Genomic DNA, 23,552 nt, shown 5'->3' with positions numbered 1-23,552 from the left:
ACTCCCGCGATGTTTGGGAGGGGCGAAGCGGCCGGCGCCGTGGCGCCAGCCGGTATCGCGAAGCGCGCCCTAGCGCCGGCGAATGAAGCCGACGATGTCCTTGGAGAGCTTCATGGTCTCGTCGGCGATCGCGCGCGCCCGGTCGGATCCGTCGTTCAGGATCGCCTCGATGTGGCCAGGGTCGGCGACGAGGCGCTTCATCTCGCCGGCGATCGGCGCGAGCTTGGTCACGCACAGCTCTGCCAGCGCGTTCTTGAAGCTGGAGAACTGGCCGCCGCCGAACTCGCGCAGCACGTCCGCCTTGGAGCGGCCGGACAGCGCGGCGAAGATGCCGACGAGATTGTCGGCCTCGGGCCGCGCTTCCAGGCCCTTCTCTTCCGTCGGCAGCGGCTCCGGATCGGTCTTCGCCTTGCGGATCTTCTGCGCGATGGTGTCGGCATCGTCGGTGAGGTTGATGCGCGAATTGTCGGAGGCGTCCGACTTCGACATCTTCTTGGTGCCGTCGCGCAGGCTCATCACGCGCGTCGCCGGACCCGTAATCAACGGTTCCGGCAGCGGGAAGAACAGCCCGTCATTGACGCCCTGCGCGCGGATCGAGTCGCCGAAGTCGTTGTTGAACTTCTGCGCGATGTCGCGCGAGAGTTCGAGATGCTGCTTCTGGTCCTCACCCACGGGAACGTGGGTGGCGCGGTAGAGCAGGATGTCGGCCGCCATCAGCACGGGATAGTCGAACAGCCCGACCGAGGCGTTCTCCCGGTCCTTGCCGGCCTTCTCCTTGAACTGGGTCATGCGTCCCAGCCAGCCCATGCGCGCGACGCAGTTGAAGATCCAGGCGAGCTCGGCATGGCCCGAGACCTGGCTCTGGTTGAACACGATGTGCTTCTTCGGATCGATGCCGGCCGCGATGAACGCGGCGGTCACCTCGCGGGTGTTGCGCGCGAGCTCGACCGGCCCGCCCCAGACGTCCACCCCTTGCGTGATCGCGTGCATGTCGACGACGCAATAGATGCAATTGTGGGTTTCCTGCATCTTCACGAAGTTGACGATGGCGCCGAGGTAATTGCCGAGGTGCAGATTGCCCGTCGGCTGGACGCCCGAAAAGACCCGTTCAACGAATGGCATGGTCAGCCTTCCCATAGGTATTCGGCCGTCGTTTCCAACAGCGGCGCTGCCCCGTCAAGGGTCTTTCGCGGAGGCCGTGGTCTAGCTGGGCCGTTTCAATGCGTTAACCGCCTCGCGCCAGGAGGCGGCACCGAGGATCTGCAGCAACAGGCCGTAGACGGCGATCCCGGCTGCGATCTGCACGCCCAGCACAATGAAGTGGATGAGCCCATGGGCGCCGGCCGGCACCAGACCCGCGGTCAGCCAGAGCAGGGCGCCCATGGCGATCGCGGCCAGCACGATCCGCGGCAATCGCGTGCGGGCCGCCGCGTCGATCGAGAAGCCGAACTCGCCCGCGCCCTTGCGGAGCAGCGCGAGCGCGCTGCTCCAGGCGCCAGCCGCGATGCTTGCCGCGATTCCGCTTGCGCCAAAGACATGACCGAGCAGAACCGCGAGCACGACCGTCACCACGAAGCCCTTGGCGGTCGCGAGCAGCGGCGTCATCGTGTCGCTGCGGGCATAGAACGCCGGCGACAGCGTCTTGATGAGCACATGCGCCGGCAGGCCCAGCGCCAGCCACATCAGGGCACGCGCGGTGGCCGCGCTATCCGCCGCACCGAACGCGCCATGCTCGAACAGCAGCCCCACGATCGGCTCGGCGAGCACGATCAGGCCGAGGGTGGCCGGCAGTGCCATCCCGGCGGCAAGCTCCAGCGCGCGGGATTCGGCATGCGCCACCGCGTCGCGATCGGAGCTCGCGACGGCGCGCGTCAGCTCCGGCACCAGCACGGTGCCCATGGCGACGCCGACGATGCCGAGCGGCAGCTCGATCAAGCGGTTGGCGAAATAGAGCCAGGACACCGCGGACGGCGTTGCGGACGCGATGATCGCACCCGCCACCATCAGCCATTGCGGCCCCGAGCTTGCGATCATGCCGGGGATCGCCTTGGCGAAGAAGCCGCGCATCTCCTTGTCGAAACTCGCGCGCAGCGGTGTCGCAAGGCGCGCGCTTCGCTGCGACAGCAGCATCAAGAGTTGCAGCAAGCCGGCGAGGCCGACGGTCGCTGCCAGGATCCAGGCGGCGAAGCCGGCGTCTGCATGCCAGACCAGCAGCATCGCGATCGCGGCGATCAGCGCAATGTTGAACAGCAGTGGCGAGAACGCCGTCAGCGCGAAGCGTCCCTGCGCATTGAGCAGCCCCATCAGCACGGTGACGGGACCGGCGAAGGCGAGGTAAGGCAGCATCAGCCGCGCGTTCTGAACCGCGAGATCGAGCGTGCCACTGCCGAGGAATCCCGGCGCGATCACCGTCATGATCAGCGGCATCAACAATGCGAGCAGGAGTGAGATCCCGATCAGGGCCGTGCTGACCGTGCCGATCACGCGCCCGGCGAACGCCGCGGCTTCCGCCACCCCGTCGCGGTCCCGCACCCGCAGCCAGGCTGGGATCAGCGCCGCGTTCAGCGCGCCCTCGCTGAGCAGCCGCCGCACCACGTTGACGAGCTGGAACGCCGCCAGAAACGCATCCGCCACGGCGCCGGTGCCGAGCAGCGCCGCAATCAGGGAATCGCGGGCGAAACCCAGCAGGCGCGAGGCCAGCGTTCCCGTCGAGACGGTCAGGAAGGAGCGGATCATGCTCTCGAAAATACCGTTGCTTGCCCGCCAAGGCCCGGTCGTGATAGGCCGCGAGCTTGGATTTCAGGCCGACAGGAAGCGGATTTCCGGTTAGATCGCAATCCGGCAAACAGGATCAAGGTGAATGGCTGACGTGAAATATGACGTTCTCGGCATCGGCAACGCGCTGTTCGACGTGCTGGTTAGGACCGACGAGGCCTTTCTGGCCAAGCATGGCATGGCGAAGGGCAGCATGTCGCTGATCGACGAGGCGCGCGCGGCCGCCATCTACAAGGACATGGGTCCGGCGACCGAGGTCTCGGGCGGTTCGGCCGCCAACACCATCGTCGGTATCGGCAGCCTGGGGGCGCGCGCCGCCTATGTCGGCAAGGTCAAGGACGACCAGATCGGCAAGCTCTACGTGCACGACATTCGCGCCGCCGGCGTCGCCTTCAACACGCCGGCCGCCAAGGACGGCCCCGCCACCGGTTGCTCCTACATCCTGGTCACCGGCGACGGCGAGCGCACCATGAACACCTATCTCGGCGCGGCGCAGGACCTGTCGCCCGCCGACATCGATCCGGCCGAGATTGCTGGCGCAGGCATCGTCTACCTCGAAGGCTATCTCTGGGACCCCAAGAACGCCAAGGAGGCCTTCGTCAAGGCGGCCAAGATCGCCCATGACGCCAAGCGCAAGGTGGCGCTGACGCTGTCCGATTCCTTCTGCGTCGATCGTTATCGCGACGAGTTTCTCTCGCTGATGCGAGGCGGCACCGTCGACATCGTGTTCGCCAACGAGTCCGAACTGCACTCGCTCTACATGACCTCGGACTTCGACACCGCGCTGAAGCAGCTGCGCAACGACGTCAATCTCGGTGTGGTCACACGCAGCGAGAAGGGCTGCATGGTGGTCTCGTCCGAGGATGCCGTCGCAGCGCCGGCGTTCCCGGTCGACAAGGTGGTCGACACCACCGGCGCCGGCGACCTCTTCGCCGCCGGCTTCCTCTACGGCCTCGCGCGCAATTTCGGCTACAAGCAGTGCGGCGAGCTCGGCGCGCTCGCCGCCGCCGAAGTCATCCAGCATATCGGCGCGCGGCCTCAGGTATCGTTGAAGGAGCTGGCCGAGCAGCGCGGGCTGACGGCGTAAGAAATTATCTCTGCCTCCACGATGCGGTCGGCATAGCGACCGCACTTTGCCGGCGTGCCGCGTAGAACGAGGCGCTCTCTCTGGCTCCTGATCAAAAAAAACGGCTCCGAGCCGAATGGCCGGAGCCGGGATCTTGGGCTTCTTCGTTTCTCAGTACTTGGCCATCATCGGCCCGCCGAACTTGTAGTTCAGGCCGGCCCGCACGGTATGGAAGGTGAGGTCCTGCGAGATGCGTTCGACGTAGTTGGAGCCGGGCGGAGCAAAAGTGCTGCCGGGCACGTAGGTCGATGTGTAATCCACGCCGCCGAGATCGGTGTAGAGATATTCGAGCTTAACCGTCCAATTCGGCACGAAAGCGTGCTCAACGCCGGCGCCGACCGTCCAGCCGACCTTCGTCTCGGACACCGAACCCGTCTTGGTATAACCATTGGACGAGGTGAGATCCCAGCTTCCCTTGACGCTGCCGACGGCCAGACCGCCGGTGACGTACAGCAGGGTCTTGTCGACCGCATAGCCGGCGCGGCCGCGAACGGTCACGAGCCAATCGTTGCGGATGCTTTCGTCGAAGGTGCGGATCACCGGCGGATTAGCTCCGGTGAAAACGGTGCGCGCACCGATATCTGTTGCGTTGGCGTCGGCTTCTACACCCAGAACCCAAGCACCGGTCTGCCAGTTCGCACCGATCTGAAGACCGCCGAGTGCGCCGGCCGGATCGAGGCGGCGATTGCTCAGCGCCACGAACTCGTTCCTGAACGCTACGGGTTCGACGGCCCAGCTGCTGGTGGGATCGAGCACGGTGCCGAGATCCGACTGCCCCCAAGCGTAACCCGCATTCACGCCCACGTAAAAACCGGTCCAGTTATAGACGGCTACGGCGGTCGCTGGTGCCTTGAAGGGCCGGGCCGCGAGATCTGCGGCGCTTGCCGAATTGACGGTTGCAAATCCAACTCCTGCAACCAGGATGGCTCTCCAAGCGAAGTTCATGGCATTCCCCCTAGATCAACAATCGATCAAGTCAGGACACGACCGTAACATTGTACTGCCGCGATGTCTGTGCCGGGCCTGCCACAGGTGATCGACATTGACCGCGCGTGCGGGACGCGACAGGCAGAGTCAATGGCGCGTCTGTCCAAGGGCTGGAGCTATGCGTGCAAGCGCAGGGTCTGACCGCGTAAGGCCCTCTACTCTTCCGTCATTGCGAGCGTAGCGAGCAATCCAGCTTGTTTCGTCGGAAAGACTCTGGATCGCTTTCGTTACACTCGCAATGACGTGCACTTCACGCTGTCTTAGCCGCCTTCAATCCGAGCCGCTGCTCGACTGCCTCGCGCATCAGGAATTTCTGGATCTTTCCGGTCACGGTCATCGGAAATTCGTCGACGAACTCGACGTAGCGCGGGATCTTGTTGTGGGCGATCTGGCCCTCGCAGAAGGCACGTACTTCCTCAGCCGTCAGTTGCTCGCCCGTTCTGACGCGGATCCAGGCGCAGAGCTCCTCGCCGTAGCGGGTGTCTGCGACGCCGAAGATCTGTACGTCCTGGATCTTGGGATGGCGATATAGAAACTCCTCGATCTCGCGCGGATAGAGATTTTCGCCGCCGCGGATCACCATGTCCTTGATGCGGCCGACGATGTTGCAATAGCCCTCGTCGTCGACGGTGGCGAGATCGCCGGTATGCATCCAGCCGTTGGCGTCGAGCACGTCGGCTGTCTTTTCCTTCTCCTCCCAATAACCCAGCATGATGCTGTAGCCGCGGGTGCACAGCTCGCCGCGTTCGCCGCGCTTGACGATCCTGCCATCGAGATCGACGATCTTGACCTCGACATGCGGATGGATACGTCCGACCGTGGAGACACGTCGCTCCAGCGGATCGTCCACCGCGCTCTGGAAGCTGACGGGGCTGGTTTCGGTCATGCCATAGGCGATGGTGACCTCCCGCATGTTCATCTCGGTGTTGACGCGCTTCATCACCTCGATAGGGCAGGGCGCGCCGGCCATGATGCCGGTCCGCAGCGATGTCAGGTCGAAGCCGGCGAATTCGGGGTGATCAAGTTCGGCGATGAACATCGTCGGCACGCCGTAGAGCGCCGTGCATCTCTCCTGCTCGATGGTGCGCAGCGTCGTGAGCGGGTCAAAACCCTCGCCGGGATAGACCATTGCGGCGCCGAGCGTCACGGAGGCAAGGTTGCCCATCACCATGCCGAAGCAATGATAGAGCGGCACCGGAATGCAGATGCGGTCCTGCTCGGTGAGGCACATCGCGCGGCCGACGAAATAGCCGTTGTTGAGGATGTTGTGGTGGGTCAGCGTCACGCCCTTCGGTGATCCGGTCGTGCCGCTGGTGAACTGGATGTTGACGGGATCGTCGAACTGCAGCTCGGCGCCGAGCGCGGCCAATTGCTGACGGTGCCGGTCGCCACCCATCTGCGCGACCTCGTCGAAGGCAATTGTGCCCGGTGCGGCCGGGCCGCCGATCTGGATGACATTGCGGAGGGCCGGCAGCCGTGCCGCTTGCAGCTGTCCGGGCCTGGCGGATGACAGCTCCGGCAACAGCGTGTTGAGCATCTCCATGTAGTTGCTGGTCTTGAACGCCGTCGCGGTGACGATCGCCGCGCAGCCGACCTTGCGAAGGGCAAATTCCAGCTCGCTCAGGCGATAGGCAGGATTGATCGTCACCAGGATCAGGCCGGCCTTGGCGGCGGCGAACTGGGTCAGCGTCCATTCCGGTCGGTTCAGCGACCAGATGCCGATCCGCTGGCCCCGCTCGAGTCCGAGCGCGAGAAAGCCGGCGGCGAGCGCATCGACCCGTTCGGCGAATTCCGACCAGGTCCATCGCACCCCGTGGCTGGGCGAGACCAGCGCTTCGCGATTGCACCAGCGCTGCGCGGCCTGGTCGAGACTCCGGCCGATCGTGTGGCCGAGCAGCGGCGCGTCCGAGATGCCGCAAACGTAGCTGTCCGCTTTGTCCGCCAAGTCGAAATCCTTTCGTGAGTGATGATCGGCACACTCTACCCGTCGTCATGCCCGGGCTTGTCCCGGGCATCCACGTTCTTTGTGCCGCGTGGCAAGTCGTGGATGGCCGGGACAAGCCCGGCCATGACGTCAGGTGAGAGGTTGCGAGTCACGCCGCCTTCTGCCCGCTTCCGGCAGCATCGAGCCCGGCATAAACGCCGCGCTCAAAGCCCGCGAACGCCTCCAGGCATTTCGCATCCGCGAACGGCAGCAGCTGCATCAGGATGACGCCGGTGACGTCGCGCGCCGGATCGATCCAGTAATAGCTGTTGGCAAGGCCTGCCCAGGCGAGGCTGCCGGCGCTGCGGCCCTCGGCGGTCTTGGCGGTGTTGATCATGAAGCTGAGGCCCCACTTCTTCACCTGCTCAGGATAGAGATCGACGTCGTTAGTGTACATCGGCGCCGCCGTCGTCATCTTGCCCATAGCGAGATCGCCGATGTGGTTCTGCCCCATCGTCGCGACCGTCTCGGCTTTCAGCACCTGGTTGCCGTTGCCGCGCCCCTTGTTAAGGATCATCTGGGTGAACTTGATGTAGTCGCCCGCCGTCGAGTACAGGCCGCCGCCGCCCATGTGGAATTCCGGCTCCTGCTCCAGCTCGAACGGGATCGCTGCCAGCTGGCCGTCCTCGCCGCGCGCATGCATGCCGACCAGGCGCTTGCGCATGTCGTCGCTGATCTTGAAAGCGGTGTCCCGCATGCCGAGCGGCGCGAACAGATTGTCGCGCAGGTACGCGTCGAGCCGCTTGCCGCTGGCGGCCTCCACCGCCTTGCCGACGAAATCGATGTTGGTGCCGTATTCCCAGCGCGTGCCGGGGTCGGACATGATCGGCGTCTTCAATGCCGCGTTCTGGCAGGTGGTGATGGCGGGAATGCCGTTCTTGTCCAGATAGACCGCGAGATCGCCGTTCCACATGTTGTAGCAGAAGCCGGCGGTGTGGGTCATGAGCTGGCGCAGCGTGATCGGTCCTTTGGCCGGCCGCAGCTTCGCCTCGCCATTGGCGTCAAAGCCTTCGAGCACCTGCGGATTGGCGAGCTCCGGCAAGACATCGCCGATCGGCGCATCCAGCGACAGCTTGCCCTGCTCAACCAGCTGCATGGCGCCCGCTGTGGTCACCGCCTTCGTCATGGAGGCGATCCAGAACACGCTGTCGACACTCATCGCATCGGGCTTGGACAGATCGCGCTTGCCGAACGCGCCCTGATACAGCACGTCTTGACCGCTGGCCGCGATGGCGACGACGCCCGGAATCTCCTTGGTCTCGCTCTTCTGACGCAGAATCTCATCGATCTGGGCTTGGCTTTGCATGGCGTTTCCTCGGGTTTGATTATTGTTGGAAGTGATCGATTGTCTTCCCGGATCTGCGGCGCGGCAAGCGCCATCTATGTACCTGCACCGGTCGCGATGTCGTGACTTGACGGTCTTGATCCAACGCAGGACGACAACGAGGCTGAGCGCGTACGCTCTTTTGCAATCTGCGGTGGATCGGCGTGTCTCGCCTCACCTTGGATGGGTTGCTCGCGATATGCTTCGTGGTTCCCGAACCCCTGAAACATTTCGTGAGCTGCCGCGTTCAGCACCCGGCCCGATCGACGAGCCGTTAAGACTTGATGCAAATGTGCCGGCCGTGGATGGGCGGCGAGGGGGACCTCAGATGATTTCGACCTGGAGCGAATGGAAGCGCTATCCCCGTCCGGGACGTGGCGAGAACCTGGAGGCGCCGATTTCGCCGGGGATCTACGAGGTCCGCGTCGCCGGTACCGGCGCCCTTTATTCCTTCGGGGCGGTGGACAATCTGGCTCAGGCGCTGGCGCTGCTGCCGGTCGGCTCGAAGTCATGGTTCGGCCGCCGCGACACCTCGTCAGTCCCCGATTTAGAGTACCGGACCTGCGCGACGTCCACGAAAGCGGATGCCAAGGCCGCCGCGGAGCGCATGATCGGCCGCCGCGAGACCTATATGAGCGGCGCGGCCTAAGGCCGCTGCCAGTTTAGCTGCCATCTGACGTGCGTTTGCAGGGCGGTGCATTGCGCACCGTCTGTCCCTATATTGCGGCCGATCCGATCGCCCAGGGAGAAACGCCATGACACCGACCGCCGCCGCACGCGCCCCGCAAGCCACCGCCACTCTGCGCGACCGGTTGAAGGACCCCTCGCTGCTGAAGGAGGCCTGCTACATCGACGGCGCCTGGGTCGGCACGCCGGTCTTCGCCGTCAACAATCCCGCCACCGGCGTCGAGCTCGCAAAGGTGCCGCAGCTTGGTGCCGACGACACCACCCGGGCGGTTGAAGCCGCCGAGCGCGCCTTTCCGGCCTGGGCCAAGCACACGGCCAAGCAACGCTCCAACACCTTACGCAAATGGTTCGAGCTGATCACCGCCAACCGCGAGGATCTCGCGCTGATCCTCACCTCAGAGCAGGGCAAGCCGCTCACCGAGGCGCTCGGCGAGGTCGATATCGGCGCGGCCTATATCGAGTTCTTCGCCGAGGAAGCGAGGCGCGTCTATGGCGAGACCATCCCGACCCAGCGCGCCGATGCGCGCCTGCTCGCCATCAAGCAGCCGATCGGCGTCTGCGGTGCGATCACGCCGTGGAATTTCCCGAACTCGATGATCACGCGCAAAGTGTCGCCGGCGCTGGCGGCCGGCTGCACGGTGGTGCTCAAGCCCGCCAACGAGACGCCGCTGTCGGCGCTGGCGCTGGCCGTGCTCGCCGAGCGCGCCGGCATCCCCAAGGGCGTGCTCAACATCATCACCGGCGATGCACCGCCGATCGGCAAGGTGCTGTGCGAGCATCCGGCGGTGCGCTTCGTCGGCTTCACCGGCTCGACCGCCGTCGGCAAGATCCTCTACCAGCAGGCCTCGGTCGGCGTGAAGCGGCTCGGCCTCGAGCTCGGCGGCAACGCCCCCTTCATCATATTCGACGACGCCGACATCGACGCCGCGGTCGAAGGCGCGATCGTCTCGAAATATCGCAACATGGGCCAGACCTGCGTCTGCGCCAACCGCATCTACGCCCAGGACAAGATCTACGACGAGTTCGTGCAGAAGCTGTCGAAAAAGGTCGCCGCGATGAAGATCGGCGACGGCACCGAAGGCGGCGTCACGCAAGGCCCGCTGATCAACATGAAGGCGGTCGACAAGGTCGAGCGCCACATCGCCGATGCCGTCAAGCGCGGCGCCAAGGTTGTCACCGGCGGCAAGCGCAGCGAGCTCGGTCGCTCCTTCTTCGAGCCGACGGTGCTGGCCGACGTCAAGCCGGACTCGCTGGTGTCGCAGGAGGAGACCTTCGGCCCGCTCGCGCCCGTGATCCGCTTCAAGGACGAGGCCGACGTCATCGCGATGTGCAATGCCTCGCCGTTCGGCCTTGCGTCGTACTTCTACTCCCGCGATCTCGGCCGCGTCTGGCGCGTCGCCGAAGCGCTGGAGTCGGGCATGGTTGGCGTCAACACCGGCCTCATCACCACCGAGGTCGCGCCCTTCGGCGGCGTCAAGGAAAGCGGCCTGGGTCGCGAAGGCTCCCGTCACGGCATGGAAGAATATGTCGAGATCAAATACGTGATGATGGCGGGGGTGTGAGCGGCTCGCTCGTGTCAGCGCGAATGCGAGCCAGGCGGAGATGTTGGAGAGGCCGACCGGCCTCTCCACGTCATTGCGAGCGCAGCGAAGCAATCCAGAATCCCTCCGCGGAAACACTCTGGATTGCTTCGCTGCGCTCGCAATGACGGAGCGAGACGCGACAGTCGCGCCTAAATCTTCAGCTCTGTCCCCGTCACACGCCGATACGCTTCCAGGTACCGCTTGCTGGTCGCGTCCACCACGCTGGCCGGCAGCGGCGGCGGCGGGGCATCGCCGTTCCAGCGGCCGGCGCGGCGCTCGACGTCGAGATAGTCGCGCAGCGGCTGCTTGTCGAAGCTCGCCTGCGGCTGGCCCGGTCTGTAGGCGTCGACCGCCCAGAACCGCGACGAATCCGGCGTCATCACCTCGTCGATCAGGATGATGCGGCCGTCCTTGTCGCGGCCGAACTCGAACTTGGTGTCGGCGATGATGATACCCTGCTCGCGGGCGAGCTCCTCGCCGAGCGTGTAGATCGCGCGCGTCATGCTCTCCAGCGTGTAGGCCACCTCGTCGCCGACCACCGCGCGCATCTTCGCGATGGTGATGTTCTCGTCATGGCCGCTCTCGGCCTTGGTCGCCGGGCTGAAGATCGCGGGCTCCAGCTTCTCGCTCTCGATGAGGCCCGGCTTCAGCTTCTCGCCGGCCAGTGTGCCGCTCGCGGCATATTCCTTCCAGGCGGAGCCCGAAAGATAGCCGCGGATCACGCATTCAATCGGAAACACGGCGGTGCGCTTGCACAGCATGGCGCGGCCGAGGATCTCGGCGCGGTGCGGCTGCAACGCCGGCACGGCCGCAATGATCTCGTCGGTGTCGGCGCTGATCATGTGATGCGGCACCACGCCTTCGAGCTCATTGAACCACCACGCGCTGATCTGGGTCAGCACCGCGCCCTTCATCGGGATGGTCTCGCCCATCACCACATCGAAGGCGCTGATGCGGTCGGTGGTGACGAGCAGCAGGCGGTCGTCGTCGACGGCGTAGATATCGCGCACCTTGCCGCGTCCGATCTTGGATAGAGGCAGGTCGCTGGAGAGCATGGTGGTCATCGGCAAAGCCTTCGCACAGGACATCCGGCCGCGTCTGATCGCGCGGCCGGACACCGGATTAGCCTATTCCGGCAGCGGAATGAACTCGTGTTCCTGCGGAACTGCGGCGAAGCGCCCGGTTTTCCAGTCCTGCTTGGCCTGCTCGATCCGCTCCTTGCTGGAGGAGACGAAATTCCACCAGATGTGGCGCGGGCCTTCCAGCGCATCGCCGCCGAGAAACATCATTCGCGTCGCCTTCAGCGCCTTCACGGTGATGCGGTCGCCGGGCCGGAAGATCAGCAGGCGCGGCCCCTCGTAGCGCTCGTTGGCGATCTCGATTTCGCCGTCGACGACATAGATCGCACGCTCCTCATGATCGGGGTCGAGCGGCACGCTCGCGCCCGCGAGCGCCGTGACCTCGGTGTAGAACCAGGGCGAGACCATCGACACCGGCGAGGCGATGCCGAAGGCGGAGCCCGCGATCACCCGCGCGGTGAAGTCGCGCTCGGAAATCATCGGCAAATCGCCTGCCGCATAATGCTGGAACGACGGCGCGATCTCTTCGGAGCCCGCCGGCAGCGCGATCCAGCTTTGCAGGCCGAGCATCTTCTGGCCCGCGGCGCGCTGCGCATCCGGCGTGCGCTCGGAATGCGCGATGCCGCGGCCGGCCGTCATCAGGTTCATTGCGCCGGGAGCGATCTCCTGGACGTTGCCCTCGCTGTCGCGATGCATGATGGCGCCGTCGAACAGATAGGTGACGGTGGCGAGCCCGATATGCGGATGCGGCCGCACGTCCATGCCCTTGCCGGAGACGAACTGCACCGGGCCGAAATGATCGAAGAAGATGAAAGGTCCGACCATCTGCCGCTTGCCATGCGGCAACGCCCGGCGCACCGCGAACCCGTCACCGAGATCGCGCGTGCGCGGCACGATGACGAGATCGAGCGCATCGCAGGACATGGGATCGCCGAGCACGGGATCGTTCGAGGGCTGCCAGCTCATGGGGGAACTCCTTTTGGCTTTGTTGGGCGCGACGCTAGCAGACTTTCACATCAGCGTCGCGACAAAGCCCGCTCATCAAACTCCGCTGTCATGCCCCGGCTTGACCGGAGCATCCAGTACGCCGCAGCCCATCGATTCAACCGCTGCCGTCTCGGAGTACTGGATCGCCCGGTCAAGCCGGGCGATGACAGCTGTGGATGCCGCCCCTAGCCCTTGCATGCGGATGGACCTTGAAAAAGCGAGCCTGACGAACGATGTTCGGCTGCCTTCAACCGCGACCGTTCGCCCCAGCCGATGACCCTTGCCGCAACCGAACTTGCCTTCCGCGCTGCCAGCGTCGCGCTGCTATTGGTGCTGGCGGCGTCATTGCTCTCCGATTTCCGCAATGTGCTCGCGGCCCGCCTCGGCGCGGCCTTCGCGCTAGGCTCGGCGGCGCATGCCGCGAGCTATTCCATCGGCGTGTCGTCGCTCGTTCCAATCTGGCACGCGCCGCTGATTGCACTGTCGACCGGCAACATCGTCGTGTTCTGGCTGTTCACGCGCGCGCTGTTCGACGACGAGTTTCGGCTCCGCTGGTGGCATGGTTTGATCTGGGCCGCGGTGACCGCCTTCAGCTTCGTCGGATGTCTCTGGATCGCGCCGGGCGGCAACGCGCGGTTCTCCGTGACGGCAGTGAACCTGATCGTGCTCGGCTTCATCGCGCTCGCGGTGGTGCAGACGATCGGATCGTGGTCCGCCGATCTGGTCGAGCGTCGCCGCCGCCTGCGCGTCGTCATCGTCTGCGCCGCCGCACTCTATGGCGGGTTGAATGCGCTGCTCCAGATCCTCGTTGCCTTCAGCGCGAGCGATGTCGCCGATACCATCAATACAGGCGTGCTCGCCTGCATCGTTGCCGCGATCGCCTACGCAATGTTGCGAGTCGATGGCGCCGATCTGTTTCCGATTGCGCCAGAGCCCGCACCCGCGATCGCGCCGATCCAGCCTTTGGCCGAGGACTCCGACCAGAAACTCATCGATGCCCTGATGCGCCTGATGGCGGACGAGCGGATCTATCGCCAGGAGAACATTACCATCGGTGTGCTGGCGGGCCGGCTCAGGATTCCCGAATACAGGCTGCGCCGCCTGATCAACCAGCGGCTCGGCTATCGCAATTTCAATGTGTTCCTGAACAACCACCGCATCGAGGAAGCCAAGGCCGCGCTCGCCGATCCCTCCCAGGCCGAGGTCCCCGTCATCACCATTGCCATGGACGCCGGCTTCCAGTCCCTGGGACCATTCAACCGCGCCTTCAAGGCGGTGACAGGCGTAACGCCGACCGAGTACCGGCGGTTGAAGACGAGTGCGGCTTGATCTTTCTTTACCTCTCCCCGCTTGCGGGGAGAGGTCGGATCGCTCTTGCGATCCGGGTGAGGGGGTAGGTCCGTCGGCAGTCTCGCGTGCGGAGAGGCCCCTCACCCCAACCCTCTCAGCGCGAGCGAAGCTCGTCGCGGCCCCGTAAGAACGGGGAGAGGGAGCGCACCACCGCTGTGACGGCACGGTACCTCTAAGAATTTGGAATGGCTTCACAATTCCAAAATCGGCCAGCCCGCCCCGATTTCAACCAACCCCTTTTCCAAATCCGGCGAGCATCCCCCGCCCGCATCCCGCTTCCTCCCCGGCATACGCCTCAGCCGGAGAACGCCCGTGACCCGCCGCCGCAAGATCGTCCTTTTCGCCTCCGCCATCGCCGCAGCCGGCCTCGCGCTCGGCGCGGCTCGAGCCCACGACGTGCCGAAGGTCGCGACCGGCTTCGTCGCCGACATCCTGTGCGCCGAGACGTTCGTGTCCGGCCTCGATCCCGGGCGCAACTTCGCCGAGACCACCGACGCCATGCCCGGAGCGGGCCTGATCAGCTGGGCGATGGAGTACAGAATCGACCGCGTCCGCAAGGATGTCACGGTGACGCTGTTCGGCCTCGGCCGCAGCCACGCCATCTATCGCGAGGGCCTCGGCTGCACGCTTGAGCACGGCGCCGGCATTGCCTCCGTCGAGCCGCTGCCTGACGACAAGCGGCCCGCGTTCCTTCCCGCGATCGCCGGCCCCGCGATCGTGCCGCCGCAGAGCCCCGAGCTCGGCGCCGCGCTCGACCGCGCCTTCGCCGAGCCCGCTCAGCCGCCTTACCGCCGCACCCGCGCCATCATCGTGATGAAGGCCGGCCGCGTCGTCGCCGAACGCTACGCCGACGGCATCGGCCCCGAGACGCCGCTGCTCGGCTTCTCCATGAGCAAGTCGGTGGTCTCGGCGCTGATCGGCGTGCTGGTGCGCCAGGGCAAGCTGAAGCTCGACGGCCCCGCACCGGTCGCCGCCTGGAAAGATCCCGACGATCCGCGCCATGCCATCAATGTCGATCAGCTGCTGCGCCACACCGCGGGCCTTGCGCTCGGCAGCTCGTTGCAGGCCTCGCTCGGCTCCGCCTTCGAGCCGGTCAACCGGATGAAATTCGCCGAAAAGGATATGGCCGCCTATGCCGAGAGCATGCCGCTCGCAACCGCGCCCGGCACCGCATGGAATTATCACGACGGCAACACGCTCATTCTCTCGCATCTGATCCGCGATGCGGCCGGCGGCACACCGCAAGACGCGCTGCGCTTTGCGCACCGCGAATTGTTCGCCCCGCTCGGCATGCGCAATGTGGTGCTTCAGCTCGACGGGGCCGGCACGATCGAGGGGTCGAGCGAGATGCTCGCCTCCGCCCGCGACTGGGCGCGCTTCGGCCAGCTCTATCTCAATGACGGCGTCGCCGGTGGCAAACGCATCCTGCCGGAAGGGTGGGTCACCTATTCGGCGACGGCCACGCCAAATGCGTGGGTCGGCATCGGCGCCGGCTTCTGGACCAACCAGGGCGACAGCTTCGGCGCAAATCTTCGCATGGAGCACGGCTGGCCGCGCGATGCCTTCTTCGCCAAGGGCACGATCGGGCAGTACACCATCGTGATCCCGTCGGAGCAGCTGGTGATCGTGCGCATGGGGCGCTCGCCGAACGCACCGCCGCACGTCGATGGTGTGTTCGACCTCGTGTGCGATGTGGTGGCGGCAACGCGCGAGAAGGGGAGGCTGGCGGGAGGGGATTGAGGTCTTCTTACCCTCCAGGGGGGGAAGCGGAGCGCCGCGGTGAACTTACCTCCCCAATTCCGTCGCCTGCGCCACGCGGTCGAACCGCTCCAGCGTCATGATCGCATCCGCGAACTTTTCCGCGCGCGCGTTCAGCACGGGGCGGGCCAATGTCAAAAATTTCTGCTGCATCGCCTGTGTATCCGGGAACGAGGTCGGCTCTCCGGACGGATCGGCGTAGAGCCGCTCGTGCACGCCGTCGTCCGTGGTGATGCTCACGCGCGCGCCGAAGGGATGAGTGCGGCCGATCTCGAGCCGGTCGTCCTGCACCACGTCGAACTTGTCGGCGAGCGCGTCGATGGTGGCGTCGCCGAGCCGGCTGTAATCGTCCCAGCCGAATGAACCCTGGTCGAGTGCGAGCGCGCCGGTGAAGAACATCGAGAACTGGCCGCCGACGATCGAGCGCGGGTGCCGCTTGGTCGCGGCGTCGCCGGTCAGCGTGATGCCGTTGCGGTGCAGACCGATCTCGACGCGCTTGACCTGCTCCGGCGTCAGATTGTGCTCGCGCCGCATCGCGATCAGCGCGTCGATCGCGGCATGGGTGTAGCGGCAGCTCGGATAGGGCTTCACGCCGATCTTCATCGTTTCATAGGTCTTGCCGAGCTCGGCCACCGCCTTGCCCGGATGCGCATCGTCGGTGTAGCCGGCGAGCAGGCCGTGCTTGCCTTCGACCGACTCGGTCGCGCCGATGAAATCGTTGCGCGCCAGCGTCGCGGCGATCACGCCGTTCATCGCGGCGGCGCCGACCTGGTAGCGCTTGTTCCAGGCGCCGTTGACCAGAAATTGCAGCGAGCCCGCGGCCTGGCTGCCGGAGACGCCAAACGCGGCAATCAGCTGCTTCTCGCTCAGGCCGAACAGCTTGCCCGCCGCCGCGGCCGCGCCATAGGTGCCGGCCGTCGCCGTCGGGTGGAAGCCGCGCGCGTAATGCGAGGTCGGATCGAGCGCATTGCCGAGGCGGCAGCAGACCTCGTAGCCAGCAACGATCGCCGTGAGCACGTCGCGCCCGGAGGCGCCGACCATCTCGCCGACAGCGAAGGCGGCCGGCACCACCGGTGCGCTCGGATGCAGCGAGGAATCGGCATGGGTGTCGTCGAAATCGAGGGAGTGGCCGAGCGCGCCGTTGAGCAGCGCCGCGACCGCCGGCGTCCAGGTCTTGGCATCACCGAACACGGTGGACTCGCCCTTGGTGTCGAGCGCCAGCGCCTCCAGCATCTTCAGCATCGACGGGGTCGATTCCGCCTCGCGTCGCGCCCTGATGGCGCTGCCGAGGAAGTCCAGCGTCAGTACCTTGGCGCGCTCCAGCACCTCCGCCGGAATATCCTGGTACTTGAGATTGAAGACATAGGCGGCGAGCGTTGCGGTTTCGTGAGCCATCGTGTTTCCTCGATTTGGCGCGCAAGTTAGGCGGGCTGATTTGGCCTTTCAAGCGGCCTTGCGTCGGCGGGGATCAGCCATGCTTTTGCTTAGGCGAAAAGGATCGGGATATTCCGCATGACGCGCGCAAGGCAGCTGTTCGACCGGATTCGAGCGCGGCGGACGCAATTGGGGCTGGCGATCCGGGTCACGGTCGCCGCGACAGCGGCCTATGCGATCGCGACCGCGCTGCATCTGCTGCTGCCGCTCTGGGCGGTGCTGACCTCGCTGATCGTGACCCAGATGAGCGTCGGCCGCTCGCTGAAGGCGACGCGCGACTACATGCTCGGCACCATCGGCGGAGCCCTCTATGGCGGCGCCATCGCCATCCTGATTCCCTATTCCAGCGAGGCGGGCCTGCTCGGCCTGCTGGTCCTCTCCGTCGCTCCGCTCGCCTTCATCGCCGCGATCAATCCGAGCCTCAGCGCCGCCACGGTCACCGCCGTGATCGTGCTCCTGGTTCCGACCCTGCATCATGCCGATCCCCTGACCTCGGCGATCGATCGGGTCAGCGAGGTCGGCGTCGGTGCCGTCACGGGATTGCTGGTCTCCTTCCTGGTGCTGCCCTCGCGCGCGGTGCGGCAGATCCGCGCCAGCGCGGCGGTTCTGCTCGAATTGATCGCCGATGCCCTCGCCGAGCTGCTGGCAGGCCTCACGCGCGGCCGCGACAACGACGCGCTGCACCGGATCCAGGACGGAATCGGCACCGCGATGGTCAATCTGAATGCGATCGGCTCCGAAGCCGAGCGTGAGCGCGCGGCGCGCTTGTCGAGCGGTCCGGACACCGGCCCATTGCTGCGAACGATCCTGCGGCTGCGCCATGACGTCGTGATGATCGGCCGCGCCACGGTGGTGCCGCTGCCGGTGGAAGTGCAATTGCGGCTGGCAGCGCCCCTGTCGGAAGTGTCGACCGCGATCGCCCGCTTCCTCCGCTCGGCCGCTGGCGCCTTGCGCGAGGGCGCCGGCGCGCCGCCGATCCATCCCGTCCATGTCGCGCTCCAGCACTATGCCGAGGCGGTCGCGTCCGTCCGTCAGGATGGCATGATCCGCGGCCACGCGAGCGACACAGCCGAGCGCTTCTTCGCGCTCGGCTTCTCCCTGGAGCAGATGCACCAGAATCTCGGCGACCTCGACCGCGTCGTCGGCGAATGGTCGGAGGCCTCGACAGATAAAACCGCACGCGTTGCGGAGTGAGTTCGGGCGCGTCGTCGTCAACGTCGGCTTTCGACAGTAATGCGCGTGTGCGAAGCGCGGCGGTGATCGGCGGTCTGCGGCTCTGAGTCGCTCCACGCACGAGGTTCCATCGGGTCATGTTGCTGACGCATTTTCTGTTTTAATCGGCGAGAAGCTAAACACGACGTGAGACCACTCCGGTTCTCACAACGGTTCCGTAGCCAGGGGTTGGCTCGAATCCGCAAAACGATCGGCAAGTTCATGAGCGCTGCTGCGTTCGCTTGACCACGTGTGCGGTTCTGGAACCGGACAATCTAAAAAATCACAGGACTCATGATGCTCTTCCGCTCGAGCGCCGCAGTTTGCGGCGCCCTGGTTATGCTTGCCTTCTCTGTTGCCGTTGCTCGAAGTGAAACGCGTGGGGATCACTCAAGTGCCGTCGTCGATGCCGCCTCGGGCGATGCGATTATTGGCGCGGCGTCCACCTATAATCCGTTCAAGCCCGGCAAGGAGGAGGGCGGTCCGCAGACGGCTTCCGGCGAACGTTATGATCCCTCCGCCTGGACGGCTGCCATCAAGACGAGCCTGCGCCGGAAATTCGGTGGGGTCGGATTCGGCGCGAGGCCGAAATATGCTCTCGTCGAGGCCGTGGGCAAGAAGGTCATCGTCAAGATAAACGACGTGGGACCACTAAGACCTGGCCGCATCATCGACCTCAATGAGCGAACGATGCGCCATTTCGATCCGAGCATGGACCTCGGTGTCATTCCTGACGTGAAAGTCAGTCCGCTCGCTGGCGACAATTGGACTGCAGGGCCGGTGGGCTGAACAGGGCGTGTTCGTTCAATGTCGGCCCGCACAGTTCATCAGGCCGTCTCCACGATGCGTCCCATCATGTTGCGGACCACGAGCTTGTGGAAGGGCATGATCAGCGCAAGATAGGTCCGGCCGAGCAGGTTGTGCGTGCGCACCAGCGTGGTCGAGGTCACATGGCGGCGCGCGGCATTGCCTGAAACGTCGACTACGATGCGGAAATCGAGGTGCGAATCATCGAAGCCCGCGACCAGCTGCTCCGGCGTCTCGCTCAGCACCGGAAACAGGCCGATCAGGCCGTACGGCGCCGGCGCGCCTTCGCCCGATGTCTTCAGCCCGAACGGCCTCACCAGAATGTTGCGCAGGCGCAGCAGTGCGTCGATCCAGCGCGGCCCGTGCAGCACCATCCTGGTGCAGGCTTCGCGGGCATTCACCGCCGCGGCGCCGATGTCCACGCAAAACGCGTCGATGAACTGCGCGCCGGCGAGCAGCGCATCGGCATCGACTTCAGGCGCGACTTCGCGGACCGTCCCGATCATCCCGCCATTTTGCGCGTCAGCATCCGGAAGCGCAAGATCAGGAGCCCGGCATAGACGAACGTGCCGATCGAGAATCCGATCCAGACGCCGATCGCGCCCAGCCCTGTGTGGAACGCCAGCAACCAGCCGATGGGAAAAGAGACGCCCCAATAGCCGATCGCGGCGAACAGCAGGGTCATCTTGGTGTCGTTGATGCCGCGCAGCGCGCCGCCCATGATGGTCTGCAGGCCGTCGGCGATGAAGAAGCTGGCCCCGACCAGCAGCAGCGTTGCCGTCAGCTCGACGGTGACCGCACTTTCGCTGCCGGCGCCGAAGAACAGCCGGCCGAGCTGATAGCGACCGATCACGATGGCGATCGTCAGCGCGGAGACCAGCGCGAGGCCGAGCACGGCTGCGACGAGCCCTGCGCGCTTCACCGCCGCCGGATCATTGCGGCCGAAGGCATGACCGACCCGCACGGTCGCCGCCATGCCGATGCCGAGCGGCACCATGAACAGCACGGCGGTGACCTGGAGCGCGATCTGGTGCGCGGCAATCGCGGTGGTCGAGATCAAGCCCATCAGCAGGGCGGCCGAGGAGAACAGGCCATATTCCAGCAGCAGGGAGAACGAGATCGGCGCGCCGATCGAGATCAGCTGGCGCATCAAGGGCCAGTCGATCCGCCAGAGGCGGGCGAGCGGATGATAGTCCGCGAACGGCTTGCGTAGCCCGGCGATCGCGAGCGCGGCGAGGAAGGTGCCGAGATTGACCAGCGTGGTCGCAAGCCCCGCGCCGAACAGGCCGAGCTCGGGCAGGCCGAACAGCCCGTGGATCAGGGCATAGACCAGCGCGGCATTGACCGGGATCGCCGCCAGCGTGATCCATAGCGGCGCCTGCGGCCGGTTCACTGCGCTCATCATGCTGCGCAGCGCGATGAATCCGAGCGCCGGTGCGATGCCCCAGGCCAGGCCATTCAGATAGTGCTGTGCCAGCGCGGCCGAGTGCGGCATTTGACCGAGCGTGAGCAAAATCTGCTCGCCATAGAGCGGCGAGGCCATCATCGGCAGTGAGATCAGCAGCGCGGCCCACAGACCGACGCGCAAGGAGCGCCGAATGCGCCTGACGTCGCCGGCGCCGTACGCCTGCGCCGCCAGCGGCGACACTGCGGAGGTCAATCCGAGCCCGAAGGTGAAGCTGACGAAATAGACCGTATGTGCCAGCGCCGCCGCGGCCACCGCCTCCTCGCCGAGCCGCCCGATCATCGCAAGATCGGTCGTGATCATTGCGATCTGCCCAAGCTGGGTCAGCATCAGCGGCACGGCGAGGCGCAGCGTCTCGATGAATTCTTCGGCAAGATGGTTCTGCCGTGCGTCCAGGCGTGCCCGGTACCGCCGTTTGGTATCCAAAAGCTCGGTCATGCCGGGGACATAGCAGCCTCGATCGGCGAAGTAACGGCAAAGAAATGTGAGGGCGGGTGCCGCTGAAAAAAGGCGGGGGCTCAGGCGAAGGAAAGGTCGGGTTGCACCGTATTCGTCATGTGCGGCGAATCTGGGCCGGTCTCACATTGGGAATTGAGTATGATAACGAGATTTAGACTGACGTTCGCCGCACTGTTCATCGGTTCTGCCATCCTGGGTGCCGGCGCCGCTGCAGCGGCCGACCTGAGGCTGCCCGCAGCGCCGCCCCCGCAGGCGGCGTCGGCAGCCCTGCTGAGCTGGGCGGGGCCCTATCTCGGCGTTCAGGCCGGCTATGTCTCGGGCCGCTCCGAGATCTCGCTGCCCGCGACGGGTGAATTCCACTTTGTCGATCCGAAGGGCGCGATCGTCGGTGCAACGGCGGGCTTCTCGGCGCAATGGGGCCGGATCGTCGCCGGGCTCGAGGGCGACGTGAACTTCGTCGATGCGCGCACGACGATCGATACCGGCTTTGCGCCTACCCCCGCGGTCACGCAGCTTCAATCCGCGGTCAATTGGAACAGCCATCTCCGTGGACGGATCGGCTATGCTTTCGACCGCACGCTGCTGTTCGCCGCCGGTGGCCTTGCCGTCGCGGGCGTCGAGAGCAAGGCGTTCGACAATGGGATCGGGGCCGTTGCGAGCTGGAGCGATACACGGATCGGCTGGTCGATCGGAGCGGGCGGGGAATTCCGCTTCGCACCGCAGGCCTCGGTCCGGCTCGAATATCTCTATGACAATTACGGCTCGAAGACGCTGGCCGCCCAGACGGTCGGCGCGACGACCTTCGGCGCGCGCGAGTCCCGGCTCGACACGCACACGGTGCGAGCCGGAGTCTATTGGCGCTTTTGATGCTCGGTTGGAGGCGGCTATCGTCTGGTAGGATCGGTTCGCAATTCTCGGCTACGATGTCCGCAGGCCAGAGCAACAGATCGATGTGATGGAAGAGCCATCGGACGAGGCCTTGATGGCGGAGGTTTCGGCGCAGCGGCAGCATGCGTTTCGCGTCCTCATGCGGCGCCATATGCCTCGGGCGCTGCGGGTCGCGGAGCGGATCGTGCGCGACCCGGCCGAGGCCGACGACATCGGCCAGGAGGCGTTCATGCGGGTCTGGACGCACGCAGCCTCGTTCGATCCGCAGGTTGCGAAGTTTACGACCTGGCTCTACCGCATCGTCCTCAACCTGACCTTCGATCGCACGCGGCGGCGAACGTTCCTGCCGCTCGAAGACGCCGGCGACGTACCCGACATGGGACCGCACGCCGTCGAGCGGCTGATCGCGGATGAGGAGCTCAGTCTTCTCAATCGCGCGATGGCCGGCCTGTCGGACCGGCAGCGCGGCGCGATCGCGCTCTTCCACATGGAGGGATTGAGCGGCGAGGAGGCCGCCAAGGCGATGGACGTCAGCGCCAAGGCGTTCGAATCGCTGCTGGGCCGCGCCCGCACGGCGCTCAAGGCAAATGTTCAGAAAATACAGCAGACGGGGAGCCACGTATGACGCCCGAACAGTTCAGACAATTGGCCGAGACATGGGGAGGTGACGTCGAGCGCTGGCCCGCACCGACGCGCGAGGCCGCGCGGCGGATTGCGGCGACCGCGGAAGGCGCTGCGGTCCTGGACCAGCAGTCGCGCCTCGACCGGCTCCTTGCCGTCGCCCCGGAGATCGAGACGGCGAGGATGGATCGTTCGAGCTTTCTGGTCCTGCAAAGGCTCGCCGCCATCCCGCAGCAGCATAGGCCGGCATGGCATCGTCGCCTGTTGCGCTGGCCGGCGCTCGTTCCCGCCGCAAGTCTCGCCTGCTCTGTGATGGTGGGTGTGTGGCTGGCGGGGGCGCTGCCCTATGCCCACGCGCCGTCGGACCCCCTGTCCGTCATGAGCGGCGTCTTCGACATCTACGCAATCGGCTATGGATCGGTGCAATGAAGTTCCGGCGAGAATGGTCCACTCCCTGGCGGGCGCTCATGCTGCTGTCGCTGTGCGTCAACGTCGCCCTGTTTACCTATGTCTCGGCGCAATGGCTGCTACCCGGCGGCTTTCGACCGGGCGCAGCCGTGCCGCTACGCATGATCGAGCGTGTCGCCGAAAGACTTCCGGCGGAAGACGCGGAGATCCTGTGGAGCATCTATCGCGGCAAGGAGGCGGAGCTGGCCCCGCTCCAGGCCGAGTACCGGCTCGCGCTGATGAAGGCGATGAAAACGGCGGCGCAGACGAATCTCGACAAGGCCGAGCTGGAAGCAGCCGTGAAGGATGCCCGCGACAAGCGCGTGAAGATTGGCGACCTCGTCGTCTCGACCTTCGTCGAGATGCTGGAACGAATTTCAGCGAAAGGACGCCGACAGCTCGTCGGCGGCTATTTTCGCTGAGTCGCGCAAAGTGAACGAGGGATTCGGCCCGTCCAGACGTATCACCTACATCGATGTCTGCGAATTGGTGGAGATGATATGGTGCAACGATTTGACAGGACGGCAAGCGGACCAGTGGTGAGGTTCTCGCATCGGACGGCCGTCTACGTGCGTGCGG

21 protein-coding genes are annotated in these 23,552 nt (G+C 65.5%); 11 read left to right on the top strand and 10 right to left on the bottom strand.

Going from position 1 to position 23,552, the window contains the following annotated elements; genetic code table 11:
- Positions 1-69 precede the first annotated feature (69 nt).
- Both trpS and murJ read right to left on the bottom strand, forming a co-directional pair.
- On the bottom strand, positions 70-1,122 hold the full coding sequence (gene trpS / locus I6F28_RS34060; RefSeq protein ID WP_036002766.1) for a tryptophan--tRNA ligase: 1,053 nt from the start codon (positions 1,120-1,122) through the stop codon (positions 70-72).
- An 81-nt stretch (positions 1,123-1,203) separates the two neighbouring features.
- The gene (murJ, locus tag I6F28_RS34055) at positions 1,204-2,736 is read right to left on the bottom strand and encodes a murein biosynthesis integral membrane protein MurJ (protein ID WP_225143277.1); all 1,533 of its coding nucleotides are present in this window, start codon (positions 2,734-2,736) and stop codon (positions 1,204-1,206) included.
- A 124-nt stretch (positions 2,737-2,860) separates the two neighbouring features.
- Here murJ and I6F28_RS34050 point away from each other — a divergent pair, with 124 nt between their 5' ends.
- Positions 2,861-3,862: an adenosine kinase gene (locus I6F28_RS34050; RefSeq protein ID WP_036024127.1), complete on the top strand. Its 1,002-nt coding sequence runs from the start codon at positions 2,861-2,863 to the stop codon at positions 3,860-3,862.
- Positions 3,863-4,012: 150 nt separating this feature from the next.
- Here I6F28_RS34050 and I6F28_RS34045 read toward each other — a convergent pair whose 3' ends face one another.
- The 3 genes from I6F28_RS34045 to I6F28_RS34035 form a co-directional block, all read right to left on the bottom strand.
- Entirely contained in the window at positions 4,013-4,846 is an 834-nt protein-coding gene (locus I6F28_RS34045) for an outer membrane protein (protein WP_225143276.1), read from the bottom strand.
- 292 nt (positions 4,847-5,138) lie between these two features.
- Complete coding sequence (locus I6F28_RS34040; protein WP_225143274.1) at positions 5,139-6,833, bottom strand: AMP-binding protein; 1,695 nt, start codon at positions 6,831-6,833, stop codon at positions 5,139-5,141.
- Positions 6,834-6,981: 148 nt separating this feature from the next.
- On the bottom strand, positions 6,982-8,178 hold the full coding sequence (locus I6F28_RS34035; RefSeq protein WP_225143272.1) for a serine hydrolase domain-containing protein: 1,197 nt from the start codon (positions 8,176-8,178) through the stop codon (positions 6,982-6,984).
- Positions 8,179-8,524: 346 nt separating this feature from the next.
- On the opposite strand from I6F28_RS34035, the gene I6F28_RS34030 reads away from it, so the two are divergent.
- Complete coding sequence (locus tag I6F28_RS34030) at positions 8,525-8,845, top strand: hypothetical protein (protein ID WP_036002694.1); 321 nt, start codon at positions 8,525-8,527, stop codon at positions 8,843-8,845.
- Between the two features lie 106 nt (positions 8,846-8,951).
- Positions 8,952-10,445, top strand: a complete 1,494-nt coding sequence (locus I6F28_RS34025; RefSeq protein ID WP_225143270.1) for an NAD-dependent succinate-semialdehyde dehydrogenase — start codon at positions 8,952-8,954, stop codon at positions 10,443-10,445.
- 170 nt (positions 10,446-10,615) lie between these two features.
- Here the strand turns inward: I6F28_RS34025 and I6F28_RS34020 are convergent, their stop codons facing one another.
- Both I6F28_RS34020 and I6F28_RS34015 read right to left on the bottom strand, forming a co-directional pair.
- Positions 10,616-11,530, bottom strand: a complete 915-nt coding sequence (locus tag I6F28_RS34020) for a phosphoribosylaminoimidazolesuccinocarboxamide synthase (protein ID WP_225143268.1) — start codon at positions 11,528-11,530, stop codon at positions 10,616-10,618.
- Between the two features lie 63 nt (positions 11,531-11,593).
- Positions 11,594-12,511 carry a pirin family protein gene (locus I6F28_RS34015; RefSeq protein ID WP_225143267.1) on the bottom strand — a complete coding sequence of 306 codons (918 nt, stop codon included), beginning with the start codon at positions 12,509-12,511 and terminating at the stop codon, positions 11,594-11,596.
- Positions 12,512-12,805: 294 nt separating this feature from the next.
- On the opposite strand from I6F28_RS34015, the gene I6F28_RS34010 reads away from it, so the two are divergent.
- Both I6F28_RS34010 and I6F28_RS34005 read left to right on the top strand, forming a co-directional pair.
- Entirely contained in the window at positions 12,806-13,861 is a 1,056-nt protein-coding gene (locus I6F28_RS34010; protein WP_225143265.1) for a helix-turn-helix domain-containing protein, read from the top strand.
- 333 nt (positions 13,862-14,194) lie between these two features.
- Complete coding sequence (locus tag I6F28_RS34005) at positions 14,195-15,622, top strand: serine hydrolase domain-containing protein (RefSeq protein ID WP_225143264.1); 1,428 nt, start codon at positions 14,195-14,197, stop codon at positions 15,620-15,622.
- 45 nt (positions 15,623-15,667) lie between these two features.
- Here the strand turns inward: I6F28_RS34005 and I6F28_RS34000 are convergent, their stop codons facing one another.
- Positions 15,668-17,035: an MmgE/PrpD family protein gene (locus tag I6F28_RS34000; protein ID WP_225143263.1), complete on the bottom strand. Its 1,368-nt coding sequence runs from the start codon at positions 17,033-17,035 to the stop codon at positions 15,668-15,670.
- Positions 17,036-17,152: 117 nt separating this feature from the next.
- Here I6F28_RS34000 and I6F28_RS33995 point away from each other — a divergent pair, with 117 nt between their 5' ends.
- Both I6F28_RS33995 and I6F28_RS33990 read left to right on the top strand, forming a co-directional pair.
- Positions 17,153-18,268, top strand: a complete 1,116-nt coding sequence (locus I6F28_RS33995; protein WP_225143261.1) for an FUSC family protein — start codon at positions 17,153-17,155, stop codon at positions 18,266-18,268.
- A gap of 312 nt (positions 18,269-18,580) precedes the next feature.
- Positions 18,581-19,075, top strand: a complete 495-nt coding sequence (locus I6F28_RS33990; RefSeq protein ID WP_193375181.1) for a septal ring lytic transglycosylase RlpA family protein — start codon at positions 18,581-18,583, stop codon at positions 19,073-19,075.
- A gap of 38 nt (positions 19,076-19,113) precedes the next feature.
- Here the strand turns inward: I6F28_RS33990 and I6F28_RS33985 are convergent, their stop codons facing one another.
- Entirely contained in the window at positions 19,114-19,599 is a 486-nt protein-coding gene (locus I6F28_RS33985; RefSeq protein ID WP_036024098.1) for a DUF2867 domain-containing protein, read from the bottom strand.
- On the bottom strand, positions 19,596-20,996 hold the full coding sequence (locus I6F28_RS33980) for an MATE family efflux transporter (protein WP_225143258.1): 1,401 nt from the start codon (positions 20,994-20,996) through the stop codon (positions 19,596-19,598). Before I6F28_RS33980 ends, I6F28_RS33985 begins: the two co-directional genes overlap by 4 nt.
- 159 nt (positions 20,997-21,155) lie before the next feature.
- Between I6F28_RS33980 and I6F28_RS33975 the strand changes: the two genes are divergently transcribed.
- Genes I6F28_RS33975 through I6F28_RS33960 form a run of 4 tightly spaced genes read left to right on the top strand, consistent with a single transcriptional unit; the run spans position 21,156 to position 23,395 of the window.
- Positions 21,156-21,884: an outer membrane protein gene (locus I6F28_RS33975; protein WP_225143257.1), complete on the top strand. Its 729-nt coding sequence runs from the start codon at positions 21,156-21,158 to the stop codon at positions 21,882-21,884.
- Between the two features lie 43 nt (positions 21,885-21,927).
- Entirely contained in the window at positions 21,928-22,530 is a 603-nt protein-coding gene (locus I6F28_RS33970) for an RNA polymerase sigma factor (protein WP_346277103.1), read from the top strand.
- Positions 22,527-22,955, top strand: coding sequence for a hypothetical protein (locus I6F28_RS33965; protein ID WP_225143256.1), 429 nt, complete (start codon positions 22,527-22,529; stop codon positions 22,953-22,955). Before I6F28_RS33970 ends, I6F28_RS33965 begins: the two co-directional genes overlap by 4 nt.
- On the top strand, positions 22,952-23,395 hold the full coding sequence (locus I6F28_RS33960; protein WP_225130206.1) for a periplasmic heavy metal sensor: 444 nt from the start codon (positions 22,952-22,954) through the stop codon (positions 23,393-23,395). The genes I6F28_RS33965 and I6F28_RS33960 overlap by 4 nt, the downstream gene beginning before the upstream one ends.
- Positions 23,396-23,552 lie beyond the last annotated feature (157 nt).

The organism is Bradyrhizobium sp. NBAIM14 (assembly GCF_020193895.1).
Taxonomy (GTDB): Bacteria; Pseudomonadota; Alphaproteobacteria; order Rhizobiales; family Xanthobacteraceae; genus Bradyrhizobium; species Bradyrhizobium yuanmingense.
Note: the sequence above shows the minus strand (reverse complement) of the source record. Positions and strands in the feature narration are given on the sequence as shown.

What these genes read in the sequence shown, in the direction of transcription:
- I6F28_RS33960 (WP_225130206.1), top strand. Translation starts at nt 22,952, where the DNA reads ATGAAGTTCCGGCGAGAATGGTCCACTCCCTGGCGGGCGCTCATGCTG.
- I6F28_RS33995 (WP_225143261.1), top strand. Translation starts at nt 17,153, where the DNA reads ATGACGCGCGCAAGGCAGCTGTTCGACCGGATTCGAGCGCGGCGGACG.
- I6F28_RS34000 (WP_225143263.1), bottom strand. Translation starts at nt 17,035, where the DNA reads ATGGCTCACGAAACCGCAACGCTCGCCGCCTATGTCTTCAATCTCAAG.
- I6F28_RS34020 (WP_225143268.1), bottom strand. Translation starts at nt 11,530, where the DNA reads ATGACCACCATGCTCTCCAGCGACCTGCCTCTATCCAAGATCGGACGC.
- trpS (WP_036002766.1), bottom strand. Translation starts at nt 1,122, where the DNA reads ATGCCATTCGTTGAACGGGTCTTTTCGGGCGTCCAGCCGACGGGCAAT.
- I6F28_RS34050 (WP_036024127.1), top strand. Translation starts at nt 2,861, where the DNA reads ATGGCTGACGTGAAATATGACGTTCTCGGCATCGGCAACGCGCTGTTC.
- I6F28_RS34015 (WP_225143267.1), bottom strand. Translation starts at nt 12,511, where the DNA reads ATGAGCTGGCAGCCCTCGAACGATCCCGTGCTCGGCGATCCCATGTCC.
- I6F28_RS34010 (WP_225143265.1), top strand. Translation starts at nt 12,806, where the DNA reads ATGACCCTTGCCGCAACCGAACTTGCCTTCCGCGCTGCCAGCGTCGCG.
- I6F28_RS33975 (WP_225143257.1), top strand. Translation starts at nt 21,156, where the DNA reads ATGATAACGAGATTTAGACTGACGTTCGCCGCACTGTTCATCGGTTCT.
- I6F28_RS33965 (WP_225143256.1), top strand. Translation starts at nt 22,527, where the DNA reads ATGACGCCCGAACAGTTCAGACAATTGGCCGAGACATGGGGAGGTGAC.
- I6F28_RS34030 (WP_036002694.1), top strand. Translation starts at nt 8,525, where the DNA reads ATGATTTCGACCTGGAGCGAATGGAAGCGCTATCCCCGTCCGGGACGT.
- I6F28_RS34045 (WP_225143276.1), bottom strand. Translation starts at nt 4,846, where the DNA reads ATGAACTTCGCTTGGAGAGCCATCCTGGTTGCAGGAGTTGGATTTGCA.
- I6F28_RS33990 (WP_193375181.1), top strand. Translation starts at nt 18,581, where the DNA reads ATGATGCTCTTCCGCTCGAGCGCCGCAGTTTGCGGCGCCCTGGTTATG.
- I6F28_RS33980 (WP_225143258.1), bottom strand. Translation starts at nt 20,996, where the DNA reads ATGACCGAGCTTTTGGATACCAAACGGCGGTACCGGGCACGCCTGGAC.
- I6F28_RS34025 (WP_225143270.1), top strand. Translation starts at nt 8,952, where the DNA reads ATGACACCGACCGCCGCCGCACGCGCCCCGCAAGCCACCGCCACTCTG.
- murJ (WP_225143277.1), bottom strand. Translation starts at nt 2,736, where the DNA reads ATGATCCGCTCCTTCCTGACCGTCTCGACGGGAACGCTGGCCTCGCGC.
- I6F28_RS33985 (WP_036024098.1), bottom strand. Translation starts at nt 19,599, where the DNA reads ATGATCGGGACGGTCCGCGAAGTCGCGCCTGAAGTCGATGCCGATGCG.
- I6F28_RS34035 (WP_225143272.1), bottom strand. Translation starts at nt 8,178, where the DNA reads ATGCAAAGCCAAGCCCAGATCGATGAGATTCTGCGTCAGAAGAGCGAG.